The sequence below is a fragment of the Hominimerdicola alba genome, from assembly GCF_900112155.1.
GTDB lineage: Bacteria > Bacillota > Clostridia > Oscillospirales > Ruminococcaceae > Hominimerdicola > Hominimerdicola alba_D.
Window position 1 is genome coordinate 19683 of record NZ_FOKQ01000022.1, and the last position, 18258, is coordinate 37940.

At 46.3% G+C, this 18258-nt stretch carries 16 protein-coding genes and 3 pseudogenes; 10 read left to right on the top strand and 9 right to left on the bottom strand.

All coding sequences use genetic code 11. The features are described from left to right. Window positions 1-1155: a glycosyltransferase gene (locus BM265_RS12295; RefSeq protein WP_074962109.1), complete on the top strand. Its 1155-nt coding sequence runs from the start codon at window positions 1-3 to the stop codon at window positions 1153-1155. Between the two features lie 123 nt (window positions 1156-1278). Here BM265_RS12295 and BM265_RS21080 read toward each other — a convergent pair. The 3 pseudogenes from BM265_RS21080 to BM265_RS20720 all read right to left on the bottom strand — a co-directional run. Then, window positions 1279-1527: pseudogene (locus BM265_RS21080) on the bottom strand (glycosyl hydrolase); the annotation flags it as partial. Between the two features lie 138 nt (window positions 1528-1665). Continuing rightward, a pseudogene (locus BM265_RS21010) lies at window positions 1666-2436 on the bottom strand (cohesin domain-containing protein); the annotation flags it as partial. Between the two features lie 387 nt (window positions 2437-2823). Beyond that, a pseudogene (locus BM265_RS20720) lies at window positions 2824-3093 on the bottom strand (glycosyl hydrolase); the annotation flags it as partial. A 1843-nt stretch (window positions 3094-4936) separates the two neighbouring features. Between BM265_RS20720 and rfbA the strand changes: the two are divergent. The 9 genes from rfbA to BM265_RS12350 all read left to right on the top strand — a co-directional run bounded on the left by rfbA (window position 4937) and on the right by BM265_RS12350 (window position 13138). After that, window positions 4937-5824 carry a glucose-1-phosphate thymidylyltransferase RfbA gene (gene rfbA / locus BM265_RS12310; RefSeq protein WP_074962112.1) on the top strand — a complete coding sequence of 296 codons (888 nt, stop codon included), beginning with the start codon at window positions 4937-4939 and terminating at the stop codon, window positions 5822-5824. A gap of 12 nt (window positions 5825-5836) precedes the next feature. Then, the gene (rfbC, locus tag BM265_RS12315) at window positions 5837-6388 is read left to right on the top strand and encodes a dTDP-4-dehydrorhamnose 3,5-epimerase (protein WP_074962113.1); all 552 of its coding nucleotides are present in this window, start codon (window positions 5837-5839) and stop codon (window positions 6386-6388) included. An 11-nt stretch (window positions 6389-6399) separates the two neighbouring features. Beyond that, window positions 6400-7428 carry a dTDP-glucose 4,6-dehydratase gene (rfbB, locus tag BM265_RS12320; RefSeq protein ID WP_074833930.1) on the top strand — a complete coding sequence of 343 codons (1029 nt, stop codon included), beginning with the start codon at window positions 6400-6402 and terminating at the stop codon, window positions 7426-7428. A gap of 1 nt (window position 7429) precedes the next feature. Continuing rightward, window positions 7430-8509: an acyltransferase family protein gene (locus tag BM265_RS12325; protein WP_074962114.1), complete on the top strand. Its 1080-nt coding sequence runs from the start codon at window positions 7430-7432 to the stop codon at window positions 8507-8509. After that, window positions 8466-9353: a dTDP-4-dehydrorhamnose reductase gene (gene rfbD / locus BM265_RS12330; RefSeq protein WP_074962115.1), complete on the top strand. Its 888-nt coding sequence runs from the start codon at window positions 8466-8468 to the stop codon at window positions 9351-9353. The genes BM265_RS12325 and rfbD overlap by 44 nt, the downstream gene beginning before the upstream one ends. Window positions 9354-9369: 16 nt before the next feature. Then, window positions 9370-10434 (top strand): NAD-dependent epimerase/dehydratase family protein, encoded by a 1065-nt coding sequence (locus BM265_RS12335; RefSeq protein ID WP_074962116.1) that lies wholly within the window; start codon window positions 9370-9372, stop codon window positions 10432-10434. Between the two features lies 1 nt (window position 10435). Next, the gene (locus tag BM265_RS12340) at window positions 10436-11668 is read left to right on the top strand and encodes a nucleotide sugar dehydrogenase (protein ID WP_074962117.1); all 1233 of its coding nucleotides are present in this window, start codon (window positions 10436-10438) and stop codon (window positions 11666-11668) included. An 87-nt stretch (window positions 11669-11755) separates the two neighbouring features. Continuing rightward, complete coding sequence (locus tag BM265_RS12345) at window positions 11756-12079, top strand: inorganic diphosphatase (RefSeq protein WP_074962118.1); 324 nt, start codon at window positions 11756-11758, stop codon at window positions 12077-12079. Between the two features lie 141 nt (window positions 12080-12220). Further along, a complete protein-coding gene (locus BM265_RS12350; RefSeq protein ID WP_074962119.1) occupies window positions 12221-13138 on the top strand; it encodes a magnesium transporter CorA family protein in 918 nt (305 codons plus the stop codon). 370 nt (window positions 13139-13508) lie between these two features. On the opposite strand, the gene BM265_RS12355 is transcribed toward BM265_RS12350, so the two are convergent. From BM265_RS12355 to BM265_RS12380, 6 genes are all read right to left on the bottom strand, one after another. Further along, window positions 13509-14663: an alanyl-tRNA editing protein gene (locus BM265_RS12355; RefSeq protein ID WP_074962120.1), complete on the bottom strand. Its 1155-nt coding sequence runs from the start codon at window positions 14661-14663 to the stop codon at window positions 13509-13511. A 13-nt stretch (window positions 14664-14676) separates the two neighbouring features. After that, a complete protein-coding gene (locus tag BM265_RS12360; protein WP_074962121.1) occupies window positions 14677-15450 on the bottom strand; it encodes a class I SAM-dependent methyltransferase in 774 nt (257 codons plus the stop codon). Window positions 15451-15508: 58 nt separating this feature from the next. Next, on the bottom strand, window positions 15509-15763 hold the full coding sequence (locus BM265_RS12365; protein WP_074962122.1) for a hypothetical protein: 255 nt from the start codon (window positions 15761-15763) through the stop codon (window positions 15509-15511). An 83-nt stretch (window positions 15764-15846) separates the two neighbouring features. Beyond that, window positions 15847-16848 carry an SGNH/GDSL hydrolase family protein gene (locus BM265_RS12370; protein WP_074962123.1) on the bottom strand — a complete coding sequence of 334 codons (1002 nt, stop codon included), beginning with the start codon at window positions 16846-16848 and terminating at the stop codon, window positions 15847-15849. A gap of 22 nt (window positions 16849-16870) precedes the next feature. Continuing rightward, on the bottom strand, window positions 16871-17605 hold the full coding sequence (locus BM265_RS12375) for a pseudouridine synthase (RefSeq protein ID WP_074962124.1): 735 nt from the start codon (window positions 17603-17605) through the stop codon (window positions 16871-16873). Window positions 17606-17649: 44 nt separating this feature from the next. After that, window positions 17650-18255, bottom strand: coding sequence for a hypothetical protein (locus BM265_RS12380; protein ID WP_074962125.1), 606 nt, complete (start codon window positions 18253-18255; stop codon window positions 17650-17652). Window positions 18256-18258: the final 3 nt, after the last annotated feature.

Genomic DNA, 18258 nt, shown 5'->3' on the forward strand with positions numbered 1-18258 from the left:
ATGAAAAAGATCTTACATATTTCAAAATACTATTATCCCTTTATAGGCGGAGTTGAGGAGGTCGCGGCTGACATAACTCTGGCGCTGAAAGGGGAGGATTATGAGCAGAAGATCATCTGCTTTAATGAAGATTCCACCACGGACGGCGTGACGACCCACAGGGGCGAGACGGTTCATGATGACGTTAACGGTGTTGAGGTCATTCGCTGCGGCTCGGTGGCAAAAGTGGCTTCTCAGGCACTTTCCGTGACTTACTACAAGGAACTCAAAAACGTGATGGAGAACTACAAGCCCGATATCATCGTGTTCCATTATCCAAACCCCTTTGTATCGCAGCTGCTGCTGAGATACAAAAAGAAGGATTTCAAACTGGTGGTCTACTGGCATCTGGATATCACAAAGCAGAAGATGCTCTCGAAGTTTTTTTACCGCCAGAACATCGAACTGCTTGAAAGGGCTGACAGGATCATCGCCACAAGCCCTAACTACATAAAGGGAAGTCCTTTCCTTAGACGTTTCAAAGACAAGTGTACAGTAATACCCAACTGCATCAACAATGAACGACTGAAAGTTACACCCGAGATAGAGGAACTTGCGGCTAAGATTCGCAACAAGTACAAGGATAAGACTATCTGCTTCGGACTGGGCAGACATATCCCTTACAAGGGCTTTATAAAGCTGGTCGAGGCGAGCCGTTATCTTGATGACAAGTTTGCTATCCTTATCGGTGGCAAGGGCGAGCTGACAGGTATGCTGATGAAAGAAGCATCTGGCGACAGCAAGGTGCATTTCCTTGGAAAGATCAGCGACACCGAGCTTATCGCTTGTCTGATGGCTTGTGATATCTTCTGCTTCCCGTCGGTAACAAAGAACGAAGCTTTCGGCATCGCGCTGGCAGAGGGTATGTATTTCGGCAAGCCTGCGGTGACTTTCACTATCCCCGGCAGCGGAGTCAACTATGTAAATGTAAAGGACGTTACGGGTCTTGAATGTCCAAACTCTGACAGCAAGGCTTATGCTGATGCTCTTGAAAAGCTGGCAGGCGATCCCGAATTGAGGGAAAAGTTTGGCAGTGCCGGCAGGCAAAGAGTGCTGGATAATTTTACCTATGATATCTTTGCTGATAACATTAAGAAAATGATAAAAGAACTGTGATACGTGATAAAAAGGCATCTTCCGCGGAAGATGCCTTTTTTAATGCGGTTATTCGATAGCAAAAAACGACAGCTTCCGAAAAAGCTGCCGTTTTGATTATCATGATCAATCCGCTTGTACGAATTACTTAACAGTAACAGTGATAGCGTTCTTGATAGCTCCTGTGGTATCCCACTTACCGTTAACTCTTGCAGCAACAGCAACCTTGTAGGTCATGCCGGGAGTCAGGTTCTTAGGAGTGATGTAGCTGTTTGTAGTGATGTTAGAAGTCTGAACTCTCCACTTGCCAGCCAGGTATACAGCGATGCCGTACTTGTCAGCGCCCTGTACCTTGTCCCAAACGAACTGGATTTGGTGATACTGAGAGTTGGTAACAGCTCTGAAGTTCTTAGGAACAGTGTCGGAAGTAGTAGAGGACTGACCTACAACTGCAGTAGCAGTATTGATGCCGTATACGAGGTTACCACTGATAGCGTCGCCTGTCAGGGTGGGCTTGTCGATATTGAGGGTCAGCTTGGAACCGTTAGGATTAGCGTTGCTCTTTACCTTCAGTGTGAATGTACCCAGCAGGTTGCCGCTGAGTGTTGCAGCGGAAGATACATTGTAGAATGCGCTGGTGTACTCGCCGCTAGCGTAGTTATCCAGGCTGCTCAGAGCGCTTGATGCGAAAGAGAAGCTTACGTCTTCGAATACGTTCTTGTCTACGTTCAGAGTCATAGTACCGGCAGAGATCTGGTTGTTTGTCAGACCGCTGAGGTATACGGGAACAGTAACGTAAGAATTGCTGACAGTGGATGTACCCAGCTGCAGGTTAGCCTTTACACTGCAGAGTGTTCTCATAGGAGTCTGGGTCCTCTCACCTGTAGACTTGTTGACCTTAACAGCGTAGATGTGCGCGCCGTTCATAGCAGAAGTCATGTTAACGGTGATAGCCTTTGTAGTATAGTTCAGCTTTGTCCAGTTGAACTGATCGATCTTGTTTGTGCCCTTGGTAGCGCTGGAGCTGTAGTACCACTCATAAGTAAAACCGTTGGTACCATAAGCCTTATCCTGAGTGCCGAGGATAACTTCCATTGTGAAAGAGCTGCCTACTGCACAGTAAAGGTCGCCTGTGAAATATGTGCCATCATACTCGAAATCGCTGATATCAGCTGCGCTGGCTACGATAACATTGCCAGCATTTGCGAATGTTGCGGGAACAATGCCTGCAGCGGTAGATCCCATGATTGCTACTGCTGAAAGAACTGCTGCGCATTTGCTTACAACTTTTGTCATGTTCATCTAAAAGACCTCCATATTAATTTAGTGTTTACGTCAAGTACTATCGGGTCATTATACAGTTTTTCCAAAAACCGCCAATTCTATAAAGCCTATTCTCCCTATGAACCGATTTCTTAACTTATTTAATTATATCATATCATCCAAACGCTTGCAATAGTTAAAATAAATAAATATTTTGGCTGGCGTTTATCACATTAGTATAATTATATATATTCTAACAATTTGTACACAATACAACTTTTATTTAGGCACTTTTGGGGAAGCTTAGTATATTTTATATAAGATAAAATTTTTATATAACGTCATTGAAGCACTGAACAAACGAAACCGACAGCCTCTTGAAGAAGCTGTCGGTCTGATATCATATCATGATCGCTTGTGTTAATATTACTTAACGGTAACGGTAACAGCGTTCTTGATAGCGCCTGCGGTATCCCAAGTGCCGTTTACTCTTGCAGCGATAGCGACCTTGTAGGTCATGCCGGGAGTCAGATTTTTAGGAGTTACGAAGCTGTTTGTAGTGATGTTGGAAGTCTGGATCCTCCACTTGCCTGCCAGGTATACAGCGATGCCGTACTTGTCAGCACCCTGTACCTTATCCCAAACGAACTGTACCTGATGATACTGAGTGCTGTAATTTACCTTTATATTAGAAGGTACTGTAGCTGAGCTGCCGGAAGAACCGATGGAAGTACCTGCATAGGACATACCGTAAATGATGGTGCCCTCGTACTTGTCAGCGCTGCCGTACAGAGAAGAGGTCTGATCCTCTACCATATCTATATTAAGGCTTGTAACGCCGGACTTGGGCTTAACGTACAGATAACCGAATACGTTGTCAGAACCCAGGACGGCAGGAGTCATAACAGTTGCATACTGCAGACGATAGTAGTTGGGCACCTTTTCAACTCTGTCGGTGTTGCCGTCGTTGTCGTCGTCGATGGGGTTATTCTGCTGGAAGAAGCCTGCGCCCATGTTGTCGCCTGCTACTGCCCAGTTGTCATCGTTGTACTCGAACTTGATAGCATCGATAGAAGAGGTAGTTACCTTGAAGCCCGGGCAGAAAGTGCCGATAGCGTTGTCTCTCAGACCTGTTATGGTCAGGGGGATCTTGTAGTAGCCGTTGCTCTGCAGAACGGGAGTACCCAGCTTAGCGGAAGCCTGAGCTGCACTCAGAGTTCTGGCGCTGGTCTCCTCAACGAGGTTTCTGTCGGTATCGGTAACTACACATCTGATGTGAGCGCCGTTCAGCTTGCTTGTCATGGTGCCTGTCAGGGTATCAGTGGTCATGCCTGAAAGATTCTGCCAGCTGTAGTTAGTGCCGTAGTAAGCTACCTGCCACTGGAACTTAGCGTTCTTTACCCAAGGACCAAGAGTTACCTTGAATGTGAACTTGCTGCCAACATTTACGAACTGGTCGCCTGTGTAGCTAGTTGCATTCCAGTCGGGGATAGAGTCTGCACTGGCAACGACTGCACTGCTGCTGAAGCTTGCTACTGCAGAAGGAACTGCGCCTGCTGCGGGCATCATTACTGTCATTGCGCAAAGGATAGCTGTTGCTTTGCTTGCTGTTTTTGTCATTTTCATTAAAAAGACCTCCATATAAAAAAACGTTTTTACGTTCGGGCATTTTCTCTGCCCGAAGCGTCTCCTTATGCAGCCAAAGATCATATCCGAAAAGCTTTGTCACAGCTGTTTGCTGATTCTCTTATGCTGTGATATGAACTTGTCCGATCCGATAAATGTTTTATCGGATGATCCATGACTGTCCCATATTATAGCATCTAACAGAGGCGGTTTCAACGGAAATATTACATAAAAAATGTTTGGCTTGTTTATTAACTTAATACAAAGAATAAAATAATTAATTGATGTTTAAGTAATTGTTTTGGTAATCTCCGATAATTGTTTTCGCAGATTTGGCAATTTCGTACACGATTAAGTAAAAAATAATTTGTCGATAGAGGAATTTTGATATATAGCAAGGATTGATATTTGTAGAATTTGGTAATAATATTTTAATGGTTAGGTTCGCGATATGATTTGTTAAATTCATGATATTTTCTGCGGAGATATGTGTTTATCGATATATTTGGTGAGTTTAAAATTCTGATATGCCTGATTAAATATCAGAATTTTAAGTGAGAATTGCTGTTTCGGATACTTATACGAAATATCGAAAATATGATTAAAGTTTTCGAAAAATTTGTAAGTCTACTATAATTCATGCGTGTTGGAAATTAATCGATTTTGTTCATTTACTGTTCATTTACCTGAAAATGTAAGCGGTATTTACTGCTTTTGAAGCTCCTTCAGTTTCAAATCGACATAACAGCGCCGAGAATTCATTCTATTTTTACAAGAGGGATTTGACATATACGCTAAAAAATAGTATAATATAAGGGATAATTATTAGTACGGCGGGCTGTGTTTCAAATTGTCGCTTTTGCACAGACGAAATACACAGCTGATATATACATTAATAATGGGAGTGATCGAGATGAAAGGTATTATACTCGCCGGCGGTTCCGGCACAAGACTCTATCCATTAACAATGGTAACATCGAAACAGCTTCTGCCTGTTTATGACAAGCCTATGGTCTACTATCCTTTGTCAACGCTGATGCTGGCCGGTATAAAGGATATACTCATAATATCCACCCCCACCGACCTGCCGAATTTTGAAAGGCTTCTCGGTGACGGTTCGGAGTACGGTATCAGCCTTTCTTATAAGGTACAGCCTTCACCTGATGGGCTGGCACAGGCTTTTATTCTCGGTGAAGAATTCATTGGCGACGATGCCTGCGCTATGGTGCTGGGGGACAATATTTTCTATGGCAACGGTTTCGGACGTATCCTGCGTACCGCCAAGGAAAATGCCGAGAATAATGCACGTGCGACGGTTTTCGGCTACTATGTTCCCGACCCCGAGCGTTTCGGCGTGGTTGAATTTGACGATAAGGGACAGGCGGTTTCCATTGAGGAAAAGCCCAAGGAGCCCAAGTCAAACTATGCAGTTACGGGACTTTACTTCTATCCCAAGGGAGTTTCTGCCCGCGCAAATGCTGTAAAGCCTTCGGCTCGCGGTGAGCTGGAGATAACCACCCTCAACGAGATGTATCTTGATGACGGTCTGCTGGATGTTCAGCTGCTGGGCAGAGGTTTTGCATGGCTGGATACAGGTACGATGGACAGTCTTGCGGAGGCAACTAACTTCGTGCAGATGGTCCAGAACCGTCAGGGCATAGAAATTTCCGCCCCCGAGGAGATAGCCTTCATCAACGGCTGGATAGACAAGGACGGACTGATGAAGTCTGCCGAAAAATACGGCAAATCTCCCTACGGTGCGCACCTCAAAAAGGTGGCAGAGGGTAAGATAAAATACTAAGGAGCTTTTAAGATGGGTAATTTTACGTTCAACGAGACTAAGCTGAAAGGCGTTTATATAATCGATGTCAAGACCTATGGCGACAACCGCGGCTACTTTATGGAAACTTATAAAGAGAGCGATTTCAAGGCGGCAGGTCTTGATTACAACTTCGTTCAGGATAACCAGTCCAGTTCACGCAAGGGCGTGCTGAGAGGTCTGCATTTTCAGAAGACTCATCCTCAGGCAAAGCTGGTGCGTGTGCTGAAAGGCGAGGTTTTTGACGTTGCCGTTGACCTGAGAAAGGGAAGTGAGACCTACGGACAGTGGGTGGGTGCGGTGCTTTCTGAGGAAAACAAGCGTCAGTTCATGATACCCCGTGGATTTGCACATGGTTTTCTTGTGCTGAGCGATTATGCCGAGTTTGCGTACAAATGTGATGACGTTTACCATCCCGAGGACGAGGGCGGAATAATGTGGAATGACCCTGCCATCGGTATAGAATGGCCTGAAGCGGGAGAACTGATACTCAGCGAAAAGGACAAAGTTCACCCCTCACTGGCAGAATCAAAGATTGAATTTTAAGGAGAATCGATATGACTATTTTTGTAACAGGCGGCGCAGGATTTATCGGCTCGAACTTCGTGTTCCATATGCTAGATACATATCCCGACTACCGCATCGTGTGCCTTGATAAGCTGACCTATGCAGGCAATCTCAGCACACTTGAACCCGTGATGAAGAACCCGAATTTCAGATTCGTGAAGATAGATATCTGCGACAGGGAAGCTATCTACAAGCTGTTTGAGGAAGAAAAGCCCGATATCGTTGTTAATTTCGCGGCTGAATCTCACGTTGACCGTTCCATTGAAAACCCTGAGATATTCCTGCAGACAAATATCCTCGGCACACAGGTGCTGATGGACGCTTGCAGAAAGTACGGTATACAGCGCTATCATCAGGTATCCACCGATGAAGTTTACGGCGATCTGCCCCTGGACAGACCCGACCTCTTCTTCACCGAGGAGACACCTATACACACTTCATCGCCTTATTCTTCATCAAAGGCTGGTGCTGATCTGCTTGTAATGGCTTATCACAGAACTTACGGTCTGCCTGTGACAATTTCAAGATGCTCCAACAACTACGGTCCTTATCACTTCCCCGAGAAGCTGATACCGCTGATGATAGCAAATGCGCTGGCTGACAAGCCTCTGCCTGTTTACGGTGAGGGTCTGAATGTTCGTGACTGGCTGTATGTTGAGGATCACTGCCGCGCTATCGACCTTATCATACACAAGGGCAGGGTCGGCGAGGTGTACAATGTGGGCGGACATAACGAGATGAAAAATATCGACATCGTTAAGCTGATATGCAGAGAACTGGGCAAGCCCGAAAGCCTTATCACACACGTTGAGGATAGAAAGGGTCACGATATGCGCTACGCTATCGACCCCACAAAGATACACAACGAACTGGGCTGGCTGCCCGAGACAAAATTCGCGGACGGTATCAAGAAGACAATCGACTGGTACCTGAACAACCGCGAATGGTGGGAAACTATAATCAGCGGAGAATATCAGAACTACTACGAGAAAATGTACGGTAATCGTGCGGAGGTCTGAAATGTCCGCGAAGCGCAATTATTCAACTGACTTGCTTCGTTGTATACTGATGATAATGATAACTGCACATCATATCATCGTTCATGCATTGGATCTCAAAGCTATCGGATCAGGCAATGTAAGCCGAGATCAATTTCCTTTTTCTCTGTTTTTGCTGAACTCATTCTGCATAATAGCCGTTAATGCGTTTTTCTTCATAAGCGGCTATTATTCCATCAAGCTGAAATCCAAAAAGATCGTCTTGCTGTACGTTGAGATGGTATTTTACTTATTCATCTGGTACCTGGTCATGCTTTTTGGCAAGCAGTTCACGCTGATGTCGGGGCAATCGATGAAATACTTGTTCAACGTGGTGTTCCCCATATCAACGTACTGGTTCATGGGCGCATATTTCCTGCTTTGCATACTTGCGCCTTTCATCAACGAATTTATCGATTCCCTTGATGCTTCAAAGCAGAAGAAACTGCTGATAACACTCAGCGTGGTGGCAGTTGTATACGGTTTTATTTTCGACTGGGACGGCATCGGCAGAGGACATACATTCCTGCACGGACTGTATATGTATTTTGTGGGTATGCTGTGCCGCAAGAACAGTGAAAAGCTGCCTAAATCCAAGCTTTTGTATCTGGGCATATATCTTGCGACCTCGGCGGCTGTGGCATTTGCGGCTTTTGTGATGTACAGAAAATCACATTCCACACTTTCATGGTACATTTACAGCTACAACGACCCGCTTATAGTCTTAGGTGCTGTGGCACTTTGTCTGCTGTTTATTTTCTGGGATTCATACGGACCTATATCGGAATTTTCAAGCAGGATATCGAAATATGTGCTTGCGGTCTACCTTATAACGGTAAACCCCACGATAGTTTTCTATCCCGTAAAGAAATTCATGGAGACCCACAACAGTCAGCCTGTTGTGATATCTTCGATAATCGTGTATTCTTTTGCACTGTTTGCCGTCTGCATATTGCTGGATTATCTCAGGGATAAGCTGTTTGCGGCGATAGGCAGAATACTTCATCTGGAGGATATATATGAGAATATTTGTAACTGGTACTGGTGGTCAACTCGGTTATGATGTTATGAACGAGGTGGCAAAGCGCGGTCATGAGGCTGTGGGCTCGGATATACTCGATAGTGTTCCACATGACTTTGAGTATGTAAAACTTGACATTACTGACCCGGCGGCTGTTGAAAAAGTGCTTTCCGAAGTCAAGCCCGATGCTGTTGTACACTGTGCCGCATGGACTGCTGTTGACGCGGCAGAGGACGAGGAGAATCTCGCAAAAGTCCGCGCGATAAATGTTGACGGTCCACAGAATATCGCGAATGTATGCAAAAAGCTGGGCTGCAAGATGATACAGATCTCCACCGACTATGTTTTCAACGGACAGGGTGAAACTCCCTGGGAGCCTGACTGCAAAGACTACGCTCCGCTGAATGTTTACGGTCAGTCCAAGCTGGACGGTGAACTTGCGGTAGCTAATACTCTGGAAAAATATTTCATCGTCAGGATAGCATGGGTCTTCGGTGTTAACGGAAATAACTTCATAAAGACCATGCTGAATGTGGGCAAAAAGTACCCCGAGGTACGTGTGGTAAATGACCAGATAGGTACACCCACCTACACCTATGATCTTGCAAGACTGCTGGTGGATATGGCTGAAAGTGATAAATACGGCTACTATCACGCTACCAACGAGGGCGGATATATAAGCTGGTACGATTTCACCTGCGAGATATTCAGGCAGGCGGGTTATGATACAAAAGTCACCCCTGTGACAACTGCGGAATACGGGCTGAGCAAAGCGGCTCGTCCTTTCAATTCAAGGCTTGATAAGTCCAAGCTCATTGAAAACGGCTTTGAGCCTCTGCCCACATGGCAGGACGCAGTAGCGAGATATCTGAAAGAAATAAAATAATCGGGTGGTCATATAAATGTTTGACAATAATTTAAAAACTGTATTCGTGACAGGCGCGGCAGGATTTATTGGATCGAATCTGGTGACAAAGCTGTTCGGTATGCTTGACGGTGTGTGCATCATCGGTCTTGATAATATGAACGATTACTACGATGTCAGCCTGAAAGAATACCGTCTTTCCGAAATAGAAAAAGCTGAAAAGAACAGCAAGTGCACTTTCAAGTTCTACAAAGGCGACCTTGCTGACAAGGCACTCATCACAAAGATATTCGAGGAACACAACCCCGAGATAGTTGTGAACCTTGCGGCGCAGGCGGGTGTAAGATACTCCATCGAAAATCCCGATGCCTATATAAATTCAAATATGATCGGTTTTTACAATATACTTGAAGCCTGCCGTCACAATCCTGTGGCGCATCTGGTTTATGCCAGCAGTTCAAGCGTTTACGGCGGAAACCAAAAAGTGCCTTTCAGCACCGATGATATGGTAGACCACCCTGTTTCGCTGTATGCGGCGACAAAGAAGAGCAACGAGCTTTTTGCTCACGCATATTCAAAGCTGTACAATATCCCCACCACGGGATTGCGTTTCTTCACGGTCTACGGCCCTGCGGGTCGTCCCGATATGGCATATTTCGGATTCACCAACAAGCTTGTAAAGGGCGAGACCATAAAGATATTCAATTACGGCAACTGCAAGCGCGATTTCACTTTTGTTGACGATATAGTTGAGGGCATAGTCCGCGTTATGCAGAAAGCTCCCGAAAAGAAAAACGGTGAGGACGGTCTGCCTGTACCGCCTTATGCGCTGTACAATATCGGCGGCGGCACTCCCGAAAATCTGCTGGATTTCGTGCAGATACTCAGCGAAGAGCTTGTGCGTGCAGGTGTTCTGCCCAAGGATTATGACTTTGATGCTCACAAGGAACTTGTACCCATGCAGCCCGGCGATGTGCCTGTGACTTACGCGGATTCGTCGGCGCTGGAGCGTGATTTCGGTTTCAAACCGACTATCAGCCTGCGTACAGGACTGCGCAGTTTTGCGGAGTGGTACAAGAATTTCTACATGGGAGGAAACTAAGATGAAGATAGCAGTTGCGGGTACAGGTTATGTGGGACTTTCGCTGGCTGTTCTGCTGGCACAGCACAACACTGTTACCGCTGTTGATATCGTTCCCGAAAAGGTGGATATGATAAACAACAGGATATCGCCTATCCAGGACGATTATATTGAAAAATATCTGGCTGAAAAGGAGCTTGATCTCACAGCGACCCTTGACGGCGAGAGCGCATACAGGGAAGCGGAGTTTGTTATAATCGCAGCTCCCACAAACTACGACCCCAAGAAGAATTTCTTTGACTGCAGTGCGGTGGAATCTGTTATCGAGCTGGTTATGAAAGTCAATCCCAATGCGGTGATGGTGATAAAATCCACTATACCTGTTGGGTATACAAAGTCGGTAAGAGAGAAATTCGGTACCGAGAAAATCATTTTCAGCCCCGAATTCCTGCGTGAGAGCAAGGCTTTGTACGATAATCTCTATCCCAGCCGTATCATAGTCGGCACGGATATGGAGAACGAGGCTCTTGTAAAGGCGGCTCACACCTTTGCTGAACTTTTGCAGCAGGGCGCATTAAAAGAGGATATCGACACCCTGTTCATGGGCTTTACCGAGGCGGAGGCTGTAAAGCTGTTTGCGAATACTTACCTTGCCCTCAGAGTATCCTATTTCAACGAGCTTGATACCTATGCCGAGATGAAAGGTCTTGACACTCAGCAGATAATAAACGGCGTATGCCTTGACCCGAGAATTGGAAGTCACTATAACAATCCAAGCTTCGGCTACGGCGGATACTGTCTGCCAAAGGATACCAAGCAGCTGCTTGCAAACTATGAAGATGTCCCACAGAATATGATGTCTGCTATCGTTGAATCCAACAGGACGAGAAAAGACTTCATCGCTGACCGTGTGCTTGAAAAGGCGGGATATTATTCCTCAAACAGCTCATGGGATTCTACCAGCGAAAAGAACGTGGTCATCGGTGTTTACCGCCTGACTATGAAATCCAACAGCGATAATTTCCGCCAGAGCTCAATTCAGGGCGTTATGAAGCGCATCAAGGCAAAGGGCGCGACAGTCATAATCTACGAGCCTACTCTGAAAGATGGCGAAACTTTCTTTGGAAGTCAGGTTGTGAATGACCTTGAAAAGTTCAAGTCGGAGTCCGCTGCGATAATCGCCAACAGATATGACCAGTGTCTTGACGATGTGTGTGAAAAAGTCTACACTAGAGACCTTTTCAGAAGAGACTGATATAAAAACACAAGCCACGGTATTTCCAAGATGCGTCCCGGAAATGCTGTGGCATTTCTGTCGGTAAATATTTTGCGGAGGTGCAAAATGATAGGAGATATAGTAACAGTTACAGTTGACAGACCACTGGGAAGCTATCACCCTGAGTATAAGGATATGTATTATCCCATAAACTACGGATATATCGAGGGCATCATCGCCCCCGACGGCGAAGAACAGGATGCTTATATCCTTGGTGTTGATGAACCTGTTGAAAAGTTCACGGGGAAGATAATAGCTGTTGTACGCAGGGCTGATGATGTGGAAGAAAAATGGGTGGTCTGCCCGAACGATGTTTCATTCAGTAAAGAGGAAATATCTGAGAAGATACACTTTCAGGAACAGTATTTTCAGTCGGAGATCATAATGTAAAAAAACTCTGCCGCGGGGTTGAAAAAATAACATCGCGGCAGAATTTTTTGTTGATTTTTTTAGAATAAAGTGTTATAATATATTTACAGCGGACGATGATTGGCGGTTCGCTGTAATTTTATCGTATCGGAGGACAGCAAAATGTTATACTATATCAAAAACACTCTCGAAAAAGCAGAAGATACCAACAGCGGCAGACAAGGAGCTAAATATGTGGCGGTGCTTACTTCCGCTGAATGGGCAGAATATAAAGATACTTTCGATATGGGTATAGAAATGGATATTGACCTTGCCTCGGTACATTCAACAAAGGCTGAGGTGAACTACGATTCTCTGACAGGTACTTTTTCAGTGCCCAACCGCAGAAAAATATCGGGACCAAAAACGAATTTCGCCTTTGCACTTGATGAAAAAGGCATAGTTTTCATAGATGACAGCGGAATGGTGGAAAAGATACTGCATAACATAACCCGCACCAAAAAATGGGTACTGCCCAGCTTGGAAAGATTCATATATGATTTTCTCGAACAGATAGTCACCGGAGATCAGGCTATGCTGGAGGATTTTGATAAGGAGCTTGATACCATCGAATCGAGGATACTGGAGGGTTCTGAAACCGACCCGTCGCTGAGAGTCAGCCGAATAAGGAGCGACCTCAGGGATATGCGTATACATTACGAACAGCTTCAGGATCTTGCGCAGGAACTGGAAGAAAACGAGAATAACTTCTTCGTAAAGGATAATGTAAGATATTTCCACCTGTTCAACCAGCGCATATCGCGTCTTCACGATATCACCGCATCTCTGCGTGATTATTCCATACAGATCAGAGAGCTTTACCAGTCAAAACTCGATGTTAAGCAGAACAGGATCATGACCATCCTGACGGTTATCACATCCATCTTCATGCCACTGACTCTGATCGCAGGGTGGTACGGCATGAACTTCAAATATATGCCTGAGCTTGGATTCAGGTATGCGTATCCCATTGTTACAGCGGTGAGCGTACTTATTGTTATCATTAGCTTGATATTCTTTAAAAAGAAGAAGTGGTTGTAAGGGAAAAGCATACATAAAAACGCGGTAGCAAACTAGTGCATTAATCAAAGCTATGCCGCGAATCAAAGCGCGCGGTCAAGCCTCGCGCTAGCAGGCTTGCGGGGAGCCACAGTCAGCAAAGCTGACTGTTAAGGGCAGAGCCCTCGCATCAAGGCGCAAAACTAAAATGCATAGCGAACTATAAGAGAAAATCAAACTTCCCGCCCTGTCAAAAAAGGCGCGGCAATATCAAAGAAATCGAGCGTGGACAATACAACCGTCCACGCTCAAACTATGTGCGGATATTATTGCCGCGCCCGTCATCGGACAGCGATAGCGAATCCGATGACTCGACCCGAGGAACGAGGGGCGAAAACTACCAAGCCAACGCTTATATATCCAACTCCGAAAAATACTTCTCGATCTCCCCGCGTCCCGCAGTAATAGACCCCTGTATCATCAAGTCCGAACCGCCGCCTTTTCCGCCAAGCGCAGAGTTAATATCTTTTGCCATGGTGCGAAGCGGAAGCTTCTCGGAAGCGATTATATATCCGAAACCACCCTGTTCTTCGGAAAAAACAGCCACCGCACCGTCAGTCAGCTTAACAGCCTGGTTGGCTATCTCACGCATAGTGTTTCTGCCAAGCCCACGTGTGAAAACGCAGAAACTCTTTCTGCTGTCATTTTTCAACCCGCTGATGATCTCCTCAGCAGCACGTCTCTCGTTTTCGGTGATCTGCCTTTTGAGAGCTATGTTCTCGTTAAGCAGCTTTTCCACAGCATCAGCGGTCTTTTCGGGCTTTGCCGAAAGCAGATGGGAAATCTCCGCGTTGCTTTCCATCCTCTGCCTGATAAGATCAAGTGCATCAAGTCCGCTGAGAATGTGCAGCCTTGTGCCGCCGCGGTTGCTCTCGGATGATATCACCTTTACAATGCCGATACCGCCTGTAGACGGCATATGCGGCGCACAGCAGGCGCAGTTGTCAATGCCCTCTATCGTGACTATCCTGACATTTTCGGTCATTTCAAGCTTGCTTCGGTATTCAAGCTCCGCAAGGGTATCACTGTCGGGATAGCTTATGGTTATCGGGATGTTCCGTGCTATAGCTTCATTTGCCCTCTGTTCACATTCACGGATATCCTCGGGGGATATAACACCGTTCAGGTCAAGCAGAACTTCGTCCGAACCCATGTGAAATCCCACATTCTCATAGCCCAGCTTGTTGTGGATAAATCCCATCAGCAGATGTTCACCGGAATGATTCTGCATACGCCTTATACGGATATCTTCGTCTATCTCGCCCCGCACCTCAGCGCCGACTTCCAGCGGTGACTTGCACAGATGCACCACCTCGCCATCTTTTTCGTAGGTGTCAATGACCTCTACACCGCCGAGAGTGCCCACATCTCCCGCCTGTCCGCCGCCCTCGGGGAAAAATGCAGAGCGGTCAAGTACCACTTCGTAGCCGTTTTTTACTTCCTTACATTGTGTGACAACGGCGCTGAAACAGAACAGCATACCATCATCAAAAAGTTTTTTTGTCATATGATTGACCTCGCTATATCTTTTCAAGAATTAGTTTTATATGGGTGTTATCGGTAAAGTCGAACCCGAAATCCTTGCGTATCTGCCACGAGATATACGGCAGAGTGAATCCGTCCCTGTAAACCACCCTGTATCCATCTGGTATGCGGCTGATGAGTTCTTCCGTGGAGATAGGCAGATAGTTCTCGTGAACTTCTCTGTCCCAGTTCTGGGTATACTTGTATTTCAGCAGAAAATGCGCAAGATCGCGCTGAGTGTGTACCTTGCCCCAGACATTCTCAAAACTTTCCAGCCACTTGGCATAGCCGCTGTTCATGATGATATCAAGTTTTTCGGCATCGCAGGGAGTTTCAGCCATGCTTGCAGGACAGCTCATATCACGTATAGCCACGTACCTAAAACCGCTGTCAAATACCCTCTCCCAGAATATGCGTACATCTTCCTCAGAGCCATATGAGTAGACCTCGTGAATGGTGCTTGAAATATTTATAAGACTCTCCCCGAAAGGTATGCCTATCTTGTCCCAGTCATCGAAAAATTCTGCATCACTGACGTTCTCTTTCGCGGCAGATATCATCTCACTGCTGATATCATAGCCGATGTAGCTGTAATCAGGGAACATGGGCTGCATGGCTTTTATAAGCTCGCCGTTGGCACAGCCAAAATCCAGTATGTACTTAAAAGGCTCAAACACCTTATCTATAAAAAACATTTTATCGAGGATAGAGCGCTGCATACGTGTCAGATATATCTCCAGGTCTGCTATCCTGTTTTCATCGATATCCATAGGTCAAACCTCCTGTCGGCGTAATATGTAATAATTTTAGCACTTTTGCGTATGGTTGTCAATCGGCGGAACGCTCCGCATATCCGCCGAAATCAAGGTCTGCAAAGTCAGCCACAGAACTGTCTATATCAAGTATTTCAGCCAGTGATACCACCCGCGCATCGTCTTCGGTGTGTTCTTCACCGCAGAGAAACTGCCAGCATCCGTCTTCATCGTGAGAAATATAAACGATGGGGCTTCGCTCTTCAAGTACATGACGGCAGGTCAAGCAGGCAGTATCGGGGGCATCACTGAAAGGGAAGTTCTCAGTCATTTTTATTCCTCCTTATATCCTAAACAGAAATGCCATAGCACTTCCGACATTTCTGCCTGAAATGCTATGGCTGTAAACTGCCGTTATCTCTGTTTTTTCTTCATAACAAATATCACTACGCCGATCACGAGTATTACTGCAACAGCAGCGATACCGACGAACAGTCCCTTTGCTGCAGAAGTCCAGTGTGCCTCGCCCGGAACAGTTACGGTGTAGCTGTAATCCCCCTTGCGGAGTTCAGCGTCTACCATTTCGGCGATGACTTTATGTCCCTCTGCATTGGGGTGGATATCATAATCCGACATATTGGTCAGATCAGCGTTCTGACCCTCAAAACGGCTTCCCACGTCAATTACGGTGTAGTGATGCTTGCCGTCCTTTTCAGCGCCGTCCTTGACTATCTTGTTGAAAGTATCTATTTTGCCGTCAGCATAATCTACCAGCATCTTCCAGTCAGAGAAATACTCCACAGGATTGTAGAGAGTCTGTATGTAGATCTCGCCGTCAGTACGGTCGCGGATCTTCTGTTCTATCACGGTGAGATTGGTCTCGTAGCCTTTAAGTGCATCATCTATCTCGTCACTCATGGAAGTCAGACTTGATAAAGCATCCTTGAAATTTATCCTGTCGAAGTCAAAATCACCTGCTTCTTTATCCCAGCCAAGGTCTTCCGCCGCCGAGAAAATTATATGCAGTATGTCGTTTCCGCCGATGGATACTACCACAGCGTTGCTGTCTTTAAGGTCTTCATCGATATCTCCGCTGTCCAGCAGGTCGATAAGATCCTGTGAGGTATCACCCGAAACTGCATCGTTTTTCATAATGAATCCGCATTTTTCATCTGCGAGTGCCGAAGTATAATCGCTGCCGATGATATTTGCGTAGGAGTTGCAGTGATAGAGATCGGATTTGTCGTAGCCCTCCAGACCGTAGCCCGCAGCTATGGAATCACCAAGAAATACCAGCTTCGGCGGTACGGGGAGTTTCTTTTCCTCCTCCACCATATCCCTTTCTTTCAGGCTGCAGGAACACAGACCAAACACCGCAGCGCAGGCTGTTACAAAAGCCGTGATACGTTTCTTCATAGGACAGCACCTCCGTTATCTGTTATTTACCTTTGGTTATTGCCGTTCTTATAGCGCGCAGTTCATCGGGCTTCAGCTCGCGGTATTCGCCGGGTTTCAGCATACCCAATTTCAGCGGGCCCACAGCAGTACGCTTCAGCCTTGCAACTTCCAGTCCTACTGCTTCGCACATTTTTCTTATCTGTCTGTTCCTGCCCTCGTGGATAGTCATCTGCAGAACAACTCTTCCTGGCTGCTTATCGAGCACTACAACGGAACATTCCGCTGTCATTCTGCCGTCTATCTCAACGCCCGAAGCCAGTTTTACCAGCTGTTCATCGTTGATATCGGGGCGCACGGTGACACGGTAGGTCTTGCTTACGTGCTTTGAGGGGTGCATGATATCATTAGCGAAAGCGCCGTCATTTGTCAGCAGCAGCAGACCCTCGGAGTTCTTATCCAGTCTTCCCACAGGGTATACTCTTTCTGGCAGACCCTGCAGCAGGTCGGTAACGCACTTTCTGTCAAGCTCGTCGTTCATGGTGGTAACATATCCGCGGGGCTTGTGCAGCATTATGTAATAGAGAGTCCTCTTTCTGGGCTGGGCTATCTTTATGCCGTCAACGACTATCAGGTCTTTGCCGGGGAGTGCCTTGTCACCCAGTGTGCAGGGTCTTCCGTTTATCGTTACCTTGCCCGCTGCTATGTATTCCTCAGCCTTTCTGCGGGAGCAGAAACCGCTTTCGGCTATTATCTTCTGTATTCTTATCTTCTCCATATTTACTCCTTAACTTATATTTATCCCGAAAAGATATGTGGGCTTTACCGCGCCCATATCTCCTCGTATCCCTGTATTTCCTGTAAAGCATCATCCGAAGCTCCCAATATTTTAAGCTCATCCGCTGAGAGTTTGCCCTCAAGCACAAGCTTTTCTGTTATCTCAAAAGGCAGTTCTTTACCGTAGTAGTCCTCTGCCCATTGGTGGAACTCTTTCGCGTCGTCCGTAAGATATCCCAGCAGCCAGCCTTTTCCGCCATCGTTGCCATCTTCGGGATTTTCGTTCCATGTAATGCCGCCGTCTGCCGTCCACAGGCAGAAAGTAGTTTCGTCCAGCTCGTCCTGTTCAAACAGCCTGATCAGTACGCTGGGCATACCCCTGAAAACTCGCTCAAAGAACCCGAAATTCGGTATATCAGCCGCAAGCTGATTCAGGTTGCTTTCATGGTCAAAGCCCTTTATGACTATATTCTGACCTTTTATATATACCCACATACGGTCTCCGCCGCCGTTATCCAGTATATGCCAGATAAGGTCGCCCTCGCGCCCCGCAGACATCAGCCGCAGCCAGTCATCATTGGTCATAGCCATATCCAGCACCGTCAGCGCCCGCAGCCTGAGTTCCAGCTGTTCTGAATTAATATATTCCATATT